Source organism: Embleya sp. NPDC055664 (assembly GCF_053618075.1).
The window spans coordinates 141,479-155,350 of sequence record NZ_JBSHGZ010000019.1 but is presented as its reverse complement, the minus strand read 5'-3'; the positions used below and the strand labels follow the sequence as shown (position 1 = coordinate 155,350).

General features: G+C 72.5%; 12 protein-coding genes and 1 pseudogene. 10 read left to right on the top strand and 3 right to left on the bottom strand.

All coding sequences use genetic code 11. From position 1 onward, the window contains the following. Positions 1–26: 26 nt before the first annotated feature. The gene (locus tag ACWGR4_RS27775; RefSeq protein ID WP_452131942.1) at positions 27–1,445 is read left to right on the top strand and encodes a dipeptidase; all 1,419 of its coding nucleotides are present in this window, start codon (positions 27–29) and stop codon (positions 1,443–1,445) included. Continuing rightward, positions 1,442–2,362, top strand: coding sequence for an NAD(+) diphosphatase (gene nudC / locus ACWGR4_RS27770; RefSeq protein WP_379994716.1), 921 nt, complete (start codon positions 1,442–1,444; stop codon positions 2,360–2,362). Before ACWGR4_RS27775 ends, nudC begins: the two co-directional genes overlap by 4 nt. An 87-nt stretch (positions 2,363–2,449) precedes the next feature. Here the strand turns inward: nudC and ACWGR4_RS27765 are convergent, their stop codons facing one another. Beyond that, positions 2,450–2,719: a mycoredoxin gene (locus tag ACWGR4_RS27765; RefSeq protein ID WP_078979247.1), complete on the bottom strand. Its 270-nt coding sequence runs from the start codon at positions 2,717–2,719 to the stop codon at positions 2,450–2,452. Between the two features lie 161 nt (positions 2,720–2,880). Here ACWGR4_RS27765 and ACWGR4_RS27760 point away from each other — a divergent pair, with 161 nt between their 5' ends. From ACWGR4_RS27760 to ACWGR4_RS27745, 4 genes are all read left to right on the top strand, one after another. Then, positions 2,881–5,097, top strand: coding sequence for an ATP-dependent DNA helicase UvrD2 (locus ACWGR4_RS27760; RefSeq protein WP_452131941.1), 2,217 nt, complete (start codon positions 2,881–2,883; stop codon positions 5,095–5,097). A gap of 166 nt (positions 5,098–5,263) precedes the next feature. Next, positions 5,264–5,695, top strand: coding sequence for a hypothetical protein (locus tag ACWGR4_RS27755; RefSeq protein WP_452131940.1), 432 nt, complete (start codon positions 5,264–5,266; stop codon positions 5,693–5,695). 202 nt (positions 5,696–5,897) lie between these two features. Next, positions 5,898–6,173, top strand: coding sequence for a WhiB family transcriptional regulator (locus tag ACWGR4_RS27750; protein ID WP_101897040.1), 276 nt, complete (start codon positions 5,898–5,900; stop codon positions 6,171–6,173). 59 nt (positions 6,174–6,232) lie between these two features. After that, positions 6,233–6,454, top strand: a complete 222-nt coding sequence (locus ACWGR4_RS27745) for a hypothetical protein (protein WP_078975532.1) — start codon at positions 6,233–6,235, stop codon at positions 6,452–6,454. A 106-nt stretch (positions 6,455–6,560) separates the two neighbouring features. Here the strand turns inward: ACWGR4_RS27745 and ACWGR4_RS27740 are convergent, their stop codons facing one another. Then, complete coding sequence (locus ACWGR4_RS27740; protein WP_452133942.1) at positions 6,561–8,018, bottom strand: ABC1 kinase family protein; 1,458 nt, start codon at positions 8,016–8,018, stop codon at positions 6,561–6,563. Next, positions 8,015–9,121, bottom strand: a complete 1,107-nt coding sequence (locus tag ACWGR4_RS27735; RefSeq protein ID WP_452133943.1) for a ThiF family adenylyltransferase — start codon at positions 9,119–9,121, stop codon at positions 8,015–8,017. The genes ACWGR4_RS27740 and ACWGR4_RS27735 overlap by 4 nt, the downstream gene beginning before the upstream one ends. Before the next feature lie 322 nt (positions 9,122–9,443). Between ACWGR4_RS27735 and ACWGR4_RS27730 the strand changes: the two are divergent. From ACWGR4_RS27730 to ACWGR4_RS27715, 4 genes and pseudogenes are all read left to right on the top strand, one after another. Then, positions 9,444–9,956, top strand: a pseudogene (locus tag ACWGR4_RS27730) (M48 metallopeptidase family protein); the annotation flags it as partial. A gap of 432 nt (positions 9,957–10,388) precedes the next feature. Next, on the top strand, positions 10,389–12,254 hold the full coding sequence (locus tag ACWGR4_RS27725) for a TerD family protein (protein WP_452133944.1): 1,866 nt from the start codon (positions 10,389–10,391) through the stop codon (positions 12,252–12,254). Positions 12,255–12,261: 7 nt separating this feature from the next. Further along, the gene (locus tag ACWGR4_RS27720) at positions 12,262–12,948 is read left to right on the top strand and encodes an AIM24 family protein (RefSeq protein WP_379994729.1); all 687 of its coding nucleotides are present in this window, start codon (positions 12,262–12,264) and stop codon (positions 12,946–12,948) included. A gap of 22 nt (positions 12,949–12,970) precedes the next feature. Beyond that, positions 12,971–13,726 (top strand): AIM24 family protein, encoded by a 756-nt coding sequence (locus ACWGR4_RS27715; protein ID WP_452133945.1) that lies wholly within the window; start codon positions 12,971–12,973, stop codon positions 13,724–13,726. The last annotated feature ends 146 nt before the right edge of the window (positions 13,727–13,872 follow it).

Genomic DNA, 13,872 nt, shown 5'->3' with positions numbered 1-13,872 from the left:
CGGGGGTCGGGCATATGGTCGAATCCATGAGCATCACCGACCGCGGCGTCGTCGAATACATAGGCGCCCACGCCGACGACTTCCTCGCCGATCTGCGCACCTGGCTGGCCATCCCCTCGATCTCCGGCGACCCCGCGGCCGCGGCCGACGTCGAGCGCAGCGCGTGGTGGCTGGGCGGCGCGCTGCGCGACACCGGCTTCCCCACCGTCGAGGTGTGGGAGACGCCCGGGCTGCCGGCCGTTTTCGCCGAGTGGCCCTCGGCCGACCCGGACGCGCCGACGGTGCTCGTGTACGGACACCACGACGTGCAGCCCGCGGCGCTCGCCGACGGATGGAGCACGCCGCCGTTCGAGCCGACCGACGTCGGCGACCGGCTGTACGCGCGCGGCGCCGCGGACGACAAGGGGCAGGTCCTGTTCCACCTGCTCGGGGTGCGGGCGCACCTGGCGGCGACCGGACGTACCACCCCCGCGGTGAACCTCAAGCTGATCGTGGAGGGCGAGGAGGAGTCCGGCTCGCCGCACCTGGAGGCGCTGCTGCGCGAGCGTCGCGACCGGCTCGCCTGCGACGTCGTGGTGGTCTCCGATACCGGGATGTGGGGCGCGGACACCCCCAGCACCTGCACCGGGATGCGCGGCCTCGCCGAGGTGCAGATCGACTTCCACGGCCCGAGCGCGGACATCCACTCCGGCTCCTTCGGCGGCGCCGTGCCCAACCCGGCGACCGCGCTGGCCCGGCTGATCGCCGCGCTGCACGACGAGGACGGGCACGTCACCATCCCCGGCTTCTACTCCGGGGTCGGCGAACTCACCGAGTACGAGCGGGAGTCGTTCGCCAAGCTGCCGTTCGACGAGAGCGTGTGGCTGGGCAACGCCAAGTCCGGCGCGGCGGCCGGCGAGGTCGGATACAGCACCCTGGAGCGGGTCTGGGCGCGCCCGACGGCCGAGGTCAACGGCATCTGGGGCGGCTACATCGGCCCCGGTCGCAAGACCATCGTGCCCACCTCGGCGCACGCGAAGGTGTCCTTCCGGCTGGTGGACCGGCAGGACCCGGACGAGATCGAGCGGGTCGTGCGCGCGTGGGTGAGCGAGCGGGTGCCCGCCGGGATCCGCTGCGAGCTGGACTTCGGCACCGGCGTCCGGCCCTGCCTGACCCCGCTCGACCACCCCGCGCTGCGGGCGGTGGTGCGGGCGATGGGCCGCGCGTTCGACACCGAGATCCTGTACACCCGCGAGGGCGGCTCCGGGCCGGAGGCGGACCTTCAGGACGTGCTGCGCGCGCCGGTGGTCTTCCTGGGCGTCTCGCTGCCCGACGACGGCTGGCACTCGATCGACGAGAAGGTGGAGAAGCCGCTGCTGCTCAAGGGCGCGGAGGCCGCCGCGTACCTCTGGGAAGAGCTGGCCGCGAGCCGACTCGACGCCGCGGCGGGGAGGGACGAGCGTTGATCCGCCCCAAGCCCGTCGCCGGGCAGGCACTGGCCCGATCCGCGCTCGACCGGGCCTCCGAACACCGCCTGGACCAGGCGTGGCTGGACGCGGCGTGGGCGCGGCCCGACACGCGCGTACTGGTCCTGGCGCAGGGCCGGGCCCGCTGGTCGGGCGAGGCGGGCGAACCCCGCCTGCTCCTGGTCGACTCGGCGAGCGCGCCGGTGGGCGAGCGCCGGTTGCTCGGCCTCGACGCGGCCGGCGTGGCGTACTTCGCGGTGGACGTCGAGAAGTTGCCGGAGCCCGCCGAGGACGGACACGAGGGCGGCCTGCGCGAGTTGGGCACGCTGCTCGACGACCGGGACGCGGGGCTGCTCGTGCACGCCACCGGACTGCACCACTGGCATCGCACGCACCGGTTCTGTGCCCGCTGCGGGCAGCCGACGGAGTCGGCCGCGGCCGGGCACGTGCGGCGCTGCCCGGCCTGCGGCACCGAGCACTATCCGCGCACCGACCCGGCGGTGATCATGCTCGTGCTCGACCGGGACGACCGCTGCCTGCTCGGCCGCCAACCGCAGTGGCCCGAGCGGCGCTGGTCCACCTTCGCGGGCTTCGTCGAGCCCGGGGAGTCGCTGGAGCAGGCGGTGGCGCGCGAACTGCACGAGGAGGTCGGCGTGGTGACGTCGGCCACCACCTACGTGGCGAGCCAGCCGTGGCCGTTCCCCTCCAGCCTGATGCTGGGCTTCATGGCCTACGCGGTGGACGACAGGGTGCACGTGGACGGCGAGGAGATCTCCGAGGCCCGCTGGTTCGACCGCGCCGAGTTCAAGGAGGCGATCGACACGGGCGAGGTGCTGATGCCCGGGTCGTTGTCCATCGCCCGGTACCTGATCGAGAAGTGGTACGGCGGCCCGCTGGACGAGGGCAACCACTGGTGAGCGCGGGGTGAACACGCTCCGGCCGGGTCGGCGACGAGTCTTCGTCGCGGACCCGGCCGGGGAGACCGTGCTAGCACGTGGGTGCGCTCAGGCGGCCAGTTCCGACACGGCGGCCTTGACCTGGGCCAGGCTCGGGTTGGTCGCGGTCCACAGCGGCGCGCCGCCGTCGGCGGGCAGGATGACCAGCGTCGGCACGGTCTGGTTGCCGCCGTTGACGCTCATCACGAAGTCGGCGGCCGCGGGGTCCTGCTCGATGTTCACCTCGGTGTAGGCGATGCCCTCGCGCTCCATCTGGCTCTTCAGCCGGCGGCAGTAGCCACACCAGGTCGTGCTGTACATCGTCACGGGGGCCGACATCGTCATGCGCTCCTTTGTGTTCGCCCGGTCCGGGAACGGCTGTCCCCAAGCCAAACGTGCGCCCCCTCGGTTTGATTCCACCGGGTTCCCGGGCCTGTGCACATCGGGGCCGCTGTGCACAACCGGCCTCGGTGCGGCGCGATGCCTGAGAGGATGTGCCGATGATCGCTTCCCCCGACGACGTCCTCGACGCGCTCGATCCCGAGCAGCGGCGGGTGGCCGAGGCCGTCGACGGCGCGGTGTGCGTGCTCGCGGGCGCGGGCACCGGCAAGACGCGGGCGATCACCCACCGGATCGCCTACGGCGTGCTCTCTGGCGCGATGCAGCCCGGACAGACCCTGGCGGTCACCTTCACCGCGCGGGCCGCGGGGGAGCTGCGCGGCCGGCTGCGCGATCTGGGCGTCCCCGGCGTACAGGCGCGTACGTTCCACTCGGCGGCGCTGCGCCAGCTGTCCTACTTCTGGCCGAAAGTGTTCGGCGGGCCGCCGCCGCAGCTGGTCGAGACCAAGATCATGCTGGTCCGCGACGCGGTGGCGCACTGCCGTCTGCGCGCCGATCGGGCCGAGCTGCGCGACATCACCGGCGAGATCGAGTGGGCCAAGGCCACCCAGACCGCGCCCGACGACTACCCGGGCGCGGTGCTCGCGGCGGGCCGCAAGCCGCCGCGCGCCGCCGCCGAGATCGCGCACGTCTACGCGGCCTACGAGAAGATCAAGTCCGGCAAGGGCCGGATGGACTTCGAGGACGTGCTGTTGCTCACCATCGGACTGCTCGACGAGCGGCCCGAGGTGCGCGAGGCGGTGCAGGCGCAATACCGGCACTTCACCGTGGACGAGTACCAGGACGTCAACCCGCTCCAACAGCGCCTGCTCGACCTGTGGTCGACCGGGGCCCGCAGCCTGTGCGTGGTCGGCGACGCGAGCCAGACCATCTACTCGTTCACCGGCGCCACACCCGCCTACCTGCTCGGATTCCGCCGCCGCCATCCCGACGCGAAGCTGGTCGAGCTGGTCCGCGACTACCGTTCGACCCCGCAGGTGGTGGGCCTGGCCAACCGGCTGCTCGCGCGCGCCGGCGGCGAGGCGGCCAAGCACCGGCTCCAGCTGATCTCGCAGCGCGGCACCGGCCCGGAGCCCGACTTCGTCGAGCACGCCGACGAGCAGGCCGAGGCGGAGAGCACCGCGAAGCGCATTCGCGCGCTGATCGACGAGGGGGTGCGGCCCGCCGAGATCGCCGTGTTGTTCCGCACCAACGCGCAGTCCGAGTCCTACGAGCAGGCGCTCGCCGACCAGTCGGTGGCATACCTGCTCAAGGGCGCCGAGCGGTTCTTCGAGCGGCCCGAGATCCGGCAGGCGATGGGTTTCCTGCGCGCGCACGCGATCTCCGGCGGCACCGACGCGGAGGCCGGGCCGCTGGCCGCCGAGGTGCGCGCGGTGCTCGGCGGCACCGGCTGGAGCGCGGAGCCGCCCGCGGGATCCGGCCAGGCCCGGGAGACATGGGAGTCGGTGGCCGCGCTGGTCCGGCTGGCCGAGGAGTTCGCGGTCAAGCGGCCGCAGGCGTCGCTGCGCGACTTCACCGTCGAGCTGGCCGAGCGGGCGAGCGCCCAGCACGCGCCCACGGTGGAGGGCGTGACGCTCGCGTCGTTGCACGCGGCCAAGGGGCTGGAGTGGGACGCGGTATTCCTGGTCGGCCTCAACGAGGGCATGATGCCGATCTCCTACGCCGACACCCCGGACAAGATCGAGGAGGAGCGCCGACTGCTCTACGTCGGGGTGACCCGGGCGCGTGAGCGGTTGACCCTGTCCTGGTCGCTGGCCCGCACCCCGGGTGGGCGCGGGCGTACGGCCTCGCGGTTCCTGGACGGGCTGCGCGGCCCCGACGGCGGGCGCGGCGTCGGCTCGGCGCGGCCCGACGCGTACCGCTCGCCCGGCACCGGGGCGAGCCCGGGCGGTGTGGTCCGGCCCCGGCGCAAGGTCGGCCCGGTGCGCTGCCGGGTGTGCGCGCGGGCACTCCAGGACGCCGCCGAGCGCAAGATCGGGCGCTGCCTGGACTGCCCGTCGGACGTGGACGAGTTCCTCCTTGGGCAACTGCGCGAGTGGCGACTGCGCCGGGCCGACGAGCACAGCCAGCCCGCCTTCGTGGTCTTCACCGACGCGACGCTCACCGCGATCGCCGAGACCCGTCCGCTCAACGAGCGCCAACTCGCCGCGATTCCGGGGGTGAGCCGGACCAAGCTGGAGCGATTCGGTGACGACGTGCTCGCGCTGTGTGCCGGCCACGACCTGGCGATCGAGCCCGATCCGGACGACTACGGGCACATTCCGGAGGTCGAACAGGACCTCGAGTCGGCCATCGAGGATGCCCCCGACGGGGGGTGAGATGCGAGGGGTTTCCCTCGAGTGATGAGGGCCATGCAATAAATCGTTTGCGCCTTGCTCCAAACCGCATCTACGCTCACGAGCACGGTCGGAACGTTCGACCGTGCTCGTCCATGAAACCTGGAAGCACCCCTGCGGTGTTGCCCCGAAACCCTCTCGGAAGGAGGTGAACGTCGTGATTACCAGGAACTTGAAAGCCCAGCGTCAGGCGTTCGCCGTCACTCCGGTCGTGGTGTCGGTGGGCTCCGCCAAGCTGTCGCATGCCGATCTCTCCGTGTCCACGTCCGGCCTGGCCGGGCTCCCCGTGGTGACGTCCTATGCCGGGACCGATGCCCTGATCACCGCCTCCGCGCGACTGCGCGGCAACGGCAGTGGTGTGTCCGCAGCAGCGGGTGCCTCAGGACTCGTCGGTCTGGCGGACAGCGCCGAGGGTCCGTGGCAAGGCGAGCAGGCGGCGAAGGCGCGTCGCGACGAGCGACCGTCGAGCGCGGCGGCTTGCGAGCAGGCGCAGAAGCAGGAATCGCAGCGGGCCAGTGGCATGACCATGGCCGGCTTTGCCGGGAACAACGGGTATCCGTCCTGGAGGAACAGGACCTGACGAGACGTCAGGTCGGCACCCTCCAGGGCCGCGGAATCCCGAACACCGGGATCCGCGGCCCTTGTCTTTTGTCGGCTGTCAGCAAAAACCGAGTAGCGACCACCGGGGACGCGAGTCCCACGAATCACAGGAGCACCACGTGCCCCACGGCAAACCCCCCGCACCCGGCAGTACAGCCACAGCGACATCGGAGGTAGACCTGATGACCCTCACCGGTTTCGAGGACGTCGAGCAGCTCGAGTCCACGATCCCCTGCCGTTCCTACGACCCCGAGGTCTTCTTCGCCGAGTCCCCGGAGGACGTCGAGTACGCGAAGGCCCTGTGCCGCGAGTGCCCGGTGCGCGAGATGTGCCTGCAGGGCGCGCTCGAGCGCCGCGAGCCCTGGGGCGTGTGGGGCGGCGAGCTCTTCGTGCAGGGCGTCGTCGTCGCCCGCAAGCGTCCCCGTGGCCGTCCGCGCAAGACGGAGGTCGCCGCGTGACCCCCCCGGCGGGACCCCGACGTACCAGGACCAGAGATCGCGCGTACGCGCAGGAACCCATGAAGCACATTCACGACACGAACGCAGTTCTTCCCATGGACAGGAGCCGGGAGTTGCATCTGATCAACGAAGCCCTGGCGAGGGCTCGGATGGATCAGGAGCTCCGCGAGGCGGAGCTCCAACGCAGGGCGTACCACGTCCGGATGGCGCGCAGGATGCGTCGTCGGGCCGAGGTCGCCTCCATGCGGGCGCGCCGGGCGCTGGCCATCGCGGTGATGTAGTCGAGCCGGTTCGCACGAACGCCGAAGGGCGGGCACCCCACCAAGGGGGCGCCCGCCCTTCGGCGTTCGCGCGGATCGGCGCCGGGGTCGACCGGCTGGGCGGTGCCTAACGGCCGGCGGTGTCCGCGTCGCCCGTCGCGTTCTTCGGGGCCGGCGCGTCGGCCGGTGCGTCGGCCGGGTCGTCCTCGATCTCCTCGATGTCCTCGAACTCCTCGATCGCCTCGAGGGAGAAGTCGAACTCCTCGGCCTCGTAGTCGTCTTCGAAGCCGGGCAGCCAGGTGGCCAGTTCCTCGCGGAAGGGGGCGGTGGCGCCCAGCTGACACAGCACGCCGATGGTGCTCAGCGTGACCCGGTGGATCAGCAGATAGCTCGGCGGCAGGTTGAGCTGGCGGGCCAGCGCGGAGGCGGGATTGCGCGGGTCGCCGATCCGCGCGCCCTGTTCGCGCATCCACGCGCGGGTGAAGGTGAACTCCTCGACCTCGGCCGGTTCCAGGAACGGCAGCAGGTAGTCCAGCACCTCGCCGGCGTCCAGCTTGATCGACGGCTTGACGAAGCCCTCGGTGCGCAACACCTGCATGACGCTGTCCGCGTCGCCGTCGAGCGCGAGCCGAAAGGCCCGGCCGATCGGCTCGGGCAGCCCCTCGGGCAACCGGTTGACCGTGCCGAAGTCCAACACGCCCAGGCGCCCGTCGGCCAGCAGCCGGAAGTTGCCCGGGTGCGAGTCGGCGTGCAGCATGCCGGTGCGGGCCGGACCGGAGAACAGGAAGCGGGTGAGCATGTGCCCGGCCCGGTCGCGCTCCTCCCGGGTGCCCTTGTCGATCACCTTGGACAGCGGTGTGCCGTCCATCCACTCGGTGATCAGCACCCGTTCGGTCTGGTGCACCACGTGCGGCACGAAGATGTCGGGGTCGCCGTCGAACTCCACGGCGTGCGCGGTCTGCGCCTCCGCCTCCAGCTGGTAGTCGAGCTCCTCGGCCACCCGGGCCTTGAGTTCGGCGATCAGCGGCTTGACGTCGATGCCCGGGATCAGTGCGCCGGCGAAACGGGCCACGTGACCGAGCTGGTTGAGGTCGGAGATCAGCGCGTCGCCGGCCCCGGGGTATTGGATCTTGACCGCGACCGTGCGGCCGTCGTGCCAGACCGCCCGGTGCACCTGGCCGATCGAGGCGGCGGCCGCGGGCGTCTCGGAGAACTCCTCGAACAACGTGCGCCAGTCGTCGCCGAGGTTGTCCGCGAGCGCCTTGTGCACGGTGCGCGCGGGCATCGGCGGCGCCGCGTCCTGAAGTTTGGTCAGGGCCGAGCGATAGGGCCCGGCCACCTCCTCGGGCAGCGCCGCCTCGAACACCGACAGGGCCTGCCCGAGTTTCATCGCGCCGCCCTTCAACTCCCCGAGCACCTTGAAGAGTTGTTGCGCGGTGCGCGCCTGCAGCTCCGCCGCGACGATCTCGGCCGGTCTGCCGCCGATGCGCCTGCCCAGGCCCAGTGTCGCCCGACCGGCCACCCCCAGCGGGAGGGACGCGAGCTTGGCGGTGCGGGTGACGGCCCTGCGCGGAAGATCGCTCACGCGACCCATTGTGTCCGACTCGGCGGCGCGGCATGTGTGATGGGGCCCACGTCTTGCGCCGGGCGGGTGGCGCCGCAGTCGCAGCGCGCGTGCGGCGCCCAGCTCCGGCGCCGGGTCAGCCCGTCGGGCAGCTCGATCTCCACAGTCCCGTCCACGGTGGTGGGCAGCCCGCCGTCGAGGAAGGTGAGCACCTGGAGCGCGGCCCGGGCGGCGACCTCGGTGGCCAGCACCACGTCGCACGGCGGCTCGCCCGGACCGGGCGCGGCCGCGAGTTGGGCGAGCAAGCGCGGCCAACCCGGATCCCGGTCGCTGCGGGCCAGGTCCAGACACCGACCGCAGGCCGAGCGGCCGACCAGGACGAACGGCCCGATCACCCCCGTGGTCTCGCGGATGTCGGCGTACAGGTGTGGCACCCGCTGTCGGATCAGCCGGGCGCCGGGGGCCGGATCCGGACGGCCCTCCGGGACCAGCACCGCGACGTCGGGCGTGCCCCGCCCGGCGGGCAGCGCGCAGCGCACCCCCGGAGCCAACCGGCGCAGCGCGGCCCGCACGGTGGTCTCCCGGCGCGGCCGCTCCGCGTCCCAGCCGTAGGCCACCGGCCCCGCATCGCCCGCCCGCACCGGTCGGCGATCCGCGGGCACCACGTGCCCGACGCCGGCGGCGGCGAGCAGCCCGGCCACCGCCGCGCCCACCCGACCGGCGCCGTGCACCGCCACCACCGCCCGCGAGCGCCGGTCCAGCGCGGCCAGGCCCGCGCCGCCGCTGCCGTGCACCAGGGCCAGCGAGGTCAGGTCCGGGCCGAGTCGGGCCCGCTCGTGCGGCAGCGCCGGCACCGGGGTGGGCCGCCCGGACGCGTCCTCGAGCACGTCCTCCCGGGCGAGCAGGTCGAGCACCGCCGCGGCCCGGGCACGGGGCAGGCCGACGCGGTCGGCGAGTTCGTAGGTCCGGGCCAGGTCCCGGGTGCCGTCCAGGTGTTCCACGAAGCGGGTGGTGACCGGGTCGAGCCCGCCCAGCAGCACCGCCCGAGCCGGGTCCAGGCCCAGTTGCAGGGTCTGTCGATCGCGCCACAGCCGGCGCAGGGCGGGCTTGAGCAGCGGACGCATGGGCGGCCTCCGAGGGGACGGTACGCGCGGACGAACGGCGACGACCGAGGCCCGACGTACCGGGCTCGACCGGCCCCAGCGTGCCCGCCGGCGACCGGACCGGGTATTTCGTTGTCCACAGCCCGCGTATGAATATGCTATTTGGAAATATTAGGCACAGAACAATGGAATGGGAGCTATCGCGCGAATAGTGCTTATACCCGCGAATATGCCCGCGAAAAGCGATGCGGAATATCCCCCGCCGGCCCGAAGCGGGCGCGCCCTGTCGGTGCCGTCGGTTAACGTCCTGGTTGTGGTCGCGGATCCCGGGGTCGGACACGACATGCTGTCCGGAGCCCCGTACCAGGGTGCCGTCGAGGTGCGTCGCAGCGCCCGACGGAAACGAACCGTATCGGCGTACCGGGACGGGGACCGAACCGTGGTCCTGCTGCCCGGCCGCATGACGCAGACCGAGGAGAAACGCTGGGTCGGCGTGATGCTGGAGCGCCTGGCCGCCCAGGAGCGCCGCCGACGCCCCAGCGACGAGGACCTGGCCGTGCGTGCCCGGGAGTTGTCCGCCCGCTATCTCGACGGCCGGGCCGAGCCCGCGAGCGTGCGCTGGGTGGGCAACCAGAACACCCGCTGGGGTTCGTGCACACCGGTCGACGGCACCATCCGGCTCTCCACCCGCCTGCGCGGTATGCCGACCTATGTCGTCGACTATGTATTGCTGCACGAGTTGGCGCATTTGCTGGTGCCCGGACACGGACCGCGTTTTTGGACGCTGCTCGCCGCATATCCGCGCACCGAACGCGCACGGGGATATCTGGAGGGCGTCGCGACCGCGAGCGGGCTGGCGATGAGCGACGAGGCCGACACCGATCCGGCCGCCGTCGAGCCGCCGCGGACCGGGGCCGAACCACCGGCGCCGACCCGGGGGCGCGCCCCCGCGGCCGGCGCGCGCGGCGCCCGCAAGGGCACCGCCGCTGCGGACGGTACCCGGGCGGGGACAACGCGCGATCGGGCTGCCCGCAAGCCTCGCGGCTGACCGGGATCCGGCTCGGCACAGTCGTCGCGGCGCCGGATTCGGGCGTATAGCGTGAGGCGCGTACGCGGACGGAGCGGTCGCGGACATGTGCCCGCCGGGGGGCACGAGCGGCCCGCCCCGGCGCGCAGCCGTACCCCGACCGGGGCGCAGCCGATGTTGTAGCGTGCCGAGCGCGGCGGGGACCCAGGTGGTGGGCGCCCGCACCGCCGGCGGCGGAAAAGCGGGGAAGGGAGCCACACAGTGGTCGAGTTCAGGAAGGGACAGAAGTCGAAGCTGTCCGACCTGACCGCGGGGACCGATCTGTATGTCGGGGTGCGGTTGGATGCCCCCGGGCTGACGTTCGACATCGCGTGCTTCGGGTTGGACGCGGGCGAGCGGCTGTCCGACGATCGGTACTTCGTCTTCTTCAACCAGCCCAAGTCGCCCGAGGCGTCGATCCAACTCCTCGGCGCGCAGGCCGGCGACACCGAGTCCTTCCGGGTGACCCTCGATCGGGTCCCGCCGCACGTCAACAAGCTCGCGTTCACCGCGACGATCGACGGCGACGGGGTGATGTCCCAGGTCGGGTCCGGCTATCTGCGGATCGTGGCGGGCGGCCAGGAGGTCGCGCGCTACTCGTTCACCGGGCGCGAGTTCAGCACCGAGCGCGCGGTGATGATCGCCGACATCTACAAGAAGGACGTCTGGCGGATCTCCGCCGTCGGCCAGGGCTTCGACGGCGGACTGCGCGCGCTCCTGGAGAACTTCGGCGGCGAGGTCGCCGAGGACGAGCCGGAGCAGGCGTCCGCGCCCGCGCCGGTGCCGCCCGGCGGGGCACCCGGATTCGCCCCGCCCGGCGCCGGCGTGCCGCCGCAGCAGCACCAATCGCCGCCGTCCTTCGGCCCGCCCGGTGGTGGCCCGCCGCCGCCCCCGCCCGCGCCCACGCCGAACTTCGGGCCGCCGCCCGGCGCGCCCCAGCCGGTCGGCGCGATGCCGCACGGCGGTCCGCCGCCCGGCCACGACGGCCCGCCCCACTACGGCGGCACCCCGCCGCACGGTGCCCCCGGCGGCTACCCGCCGCCGCCCGGCCCGCCGCAGTACCAGCAGGGCCCGGGCACGCCGCCGCACGGCGCGCCGGGTGGTTACCCGCCCCCGCCCGGTCCCGGCGGCTACCCGAACCCGAACCAGACGCCGCACCAGGGGCACATGGCGCCGCCCGCGCCTCCCGGCACGGGTCAGCCCGGTGGTTACCCGCCGCCGCCCGGCCCCGGGGGCTACCCGCCGCCCGGCCCGCCCGGACCCGGCGGCTACCCCGGCCAGGGGCAGCCCGGCCAGATGCAGCCCACGCTCCAGATGCCGGTCCCCGGCGGCCCGGGCGGACCGCCGCCCGGCCAGGGCATGCCCCCCGGCCCGGGGATGCCCCCCGGTCCCGGCATGCAGGGCGTCGGCGTCGCGACGCCCGAGCCCGCCTTCCAGTACGGCATCGACCAGTACCGCGAGGTGCCCGCCGGCGGTCGCTGGAGCCAGCAGAACCCCAAGATGGTCCGCGTCGACGTCTCCGGCGGCAAGGTGATCGCCCGCCAGGGCGTCATGGTGGCCTACCAGGGCGACGTGAAGTTCAAGTTCCAGGGGCAGAGCCTGCGCAACCGGTTCGACAACCGGCAGACCGGCCAGTCGCTCGAACTGATGCGCTGCGAGGGCAGCGGCGAGGTGTTCCTCGCCGAGGACGCCGCGCACCTGCACCTGGTCGAACTCCAGGGCAACAAGCTGTTCGTCAACGTGGCCAACGTGCTCGCGTTCGACGAGGGGCTGACTCTGGAGCCGGCCCGCGTCGAGGGCGTGGGCATCCCCGGCGGCGCGCTGTTCGCGCAGACCTTCACCGGTCAGGGCACGGTCGTGATCAAGACCAGGGGCATCCCGCTGGTGTTGCCGGTGCAGGGGCCGACCTTCGCGGACAGCAACGCGATCGTGGCCTGGACCGGTACCCAGATGCAGGTCTCCACCACGACCCAGATGCGGCTGCGCCGTACCGCGTTCCCCGGGCACAGCGGCGAGACGGTCAACCTGCAGTTCCGCTGCCCGCCGCAGGCCAACAACTTCATCGTCGTCCAGCCCTACGAGGTGTGAGGGGAACATGGATCAGCAACTGATCGCCGCGTACGGGCAGACCGCCCCCCAGGCGCGGATGAGCGCGCACGGCCACAAGATCTGCCGGGCCAACATCCAACCCGGCGCACCCGGTGTGCTGGCCAAGCAGGGCTCGATGATCGCCTACGAGGGCTACATCACCTTCGAGGGCTACGGCCAGGGCATGCAGCGCCGGGTGACCGGCGGGATCACCGGCGAACGTATGCAGTTGATGCGGTGCACCGGACAGGGCGACATCTACTTCGCCGACTACGGCGCCGACGTGGCCATCATGCAGCTCAACCCGGGTGAGGGCCTGTCGGTCAACGCGAGCAACATCCTCGCGTTCGACGAGAACCTGGAACACCGGATCAAGATGGTGAGCGGGGTCACCGCGAAGTTCAGCGGCAACGGCCTGTTCAACATGGAGCTGTCCGGTCAGGGCTGGGTGGCGATCACCACGCGCGGCACCCCGGTGGTGCTCAACCCGGCCGAGCGCGAGACCTACGTCGACCCCGACGCGCTGGTCGCCTGGAGCACCAGCCTCAAGGTCGGCACCAAACGCTCGATGCGCCTCGGCGGCATCGTCGGGCGCGGTTCCGGCGAGGCGATGCAGGTGTCCTTCAAGGGCAACGGCTTCGTCGTCGTGCAACCGGCCGAGGACGCCACCGACCGTTTCCACGTGCGCGGCTGACCGCGAGCCAAGGAGGAACACCGTGCAGAGCTCGCTTTTCGGCCACGCGCCGGTACACAACCCCGAGCGGTACAGCTTGCAGAACGAGCACATGCTCAAGGTCCAACTCGGCAACGGGCACCCGGACCACTGCCTGGCCCGGGTCGGCTCGATGGTGGCCTACCAGGGCGCGATCGACTTCGACGGAAACCTGCGCAGCGGCGCCGAACAGCAGGCCGCCACGGCCACCGGCGAACAGCTCCAGCTGATGCGCGCGCAGGGCACCGGCACCATGTGGCTGGCCAACATGGCCCAGTCGATCCACGTGCTCGACCTCGACTTCGAGGGACTGAGCGTGGACGGGCAGTACGTACTGGCCCTGGACAGCACGCTGAGCTGGAACGTGGTCGCCATCGAGAGCGCCCAGTCGGTCGCCGGCGCCGGGTCGTACAACCTCGACATCAGCGGCAACGGCAAGATCGCGCTGATGACCTCGGGCAAGCCGCTGATCATGCGGGTCAGCCACGGCGCCGAGGTGTTCGCGGACGCCGACGCCGTGATCGCGTGGAGCAGCCGGTTGCAGATCAGCATGCAGGCGCAGACGAACTCGGCCCGGATCTACCGCCGCCGCCGGGGCACCGGCGAGGGCTGGAACATGGCCTTCATGGGCGAGGGCTACGTGGTGGTCCAGCCCAGCGAACTGCTCCCGCCGGTCGAGTTCATCCAGCCCGGCGGCTACCTCGCCAACCGCGGTCTCGGCCAGGACGGCGGGGTCCGCGGCAACACCTGGGGCCAGTAGCACCCGGGCCCGGGAAACCGGGGAACAGCGACGCCGAGGGGCGGGCCCCCCCCACCCCGGGGGGGGGCCCCCCGGGGGGGGGACGGGGGTTTTGGGGTTGGCGCCCGGGGGGCGGGCCACCGAACACGGGGGCGGGCCCGGGGAAC

Coding starts and splice junctions, on each gene's coding strand:
- ACWGR4_RS27775 (WP_452131942.1), top strand. CDS start 27: ATGAGCATCACCGACCGCGGCGTCGTCGAATACATAGGCGCCCACGCC.
- ACWGR4_RS27765 (WP_078979247.1), bottom strand. CDS start 2,719: ATGTCGGCCCCCGTGACGATGTACAGCACGACCTGGTGTGGCTACTGC.
- ACWGR4_RS27760 (WP_452131941.1), top strand. CDS start 2,881: ATGATCGCTTCCCCCGACGACGTCCTCGACGCGCTCGATCCCGAGCAG.
- ACWGR4_RS27750 (WP_101897040.1), top strand. CDS start 5,898: ATGACCCTCACCGGTTTCGAGGACGTCGAGCAGCTCGAGTCCACGATC.
- ACWGR4_RS27745 (WP_078975532.1), top strand. CDS start 6,233: ATGAAGCACATTCACGACACGAACGCAGTTCTTCCCATGGACAGGAGC.
- ACWGR4_RS27735 (WP_452133943.1), bottom strand. CDS start 9,121: ATGCGTCCGCTGCTCAAGCCCGCCCTGCGCCGGCTGTGGCGCGATCGA.
- ACWGR4_RS27720 (WP_379994729.1), top strand. CDS start 12,262: ATGGATCAGCAACTGATCGCCGCGTACGGGCAGACCGCCCCCCAGGCG.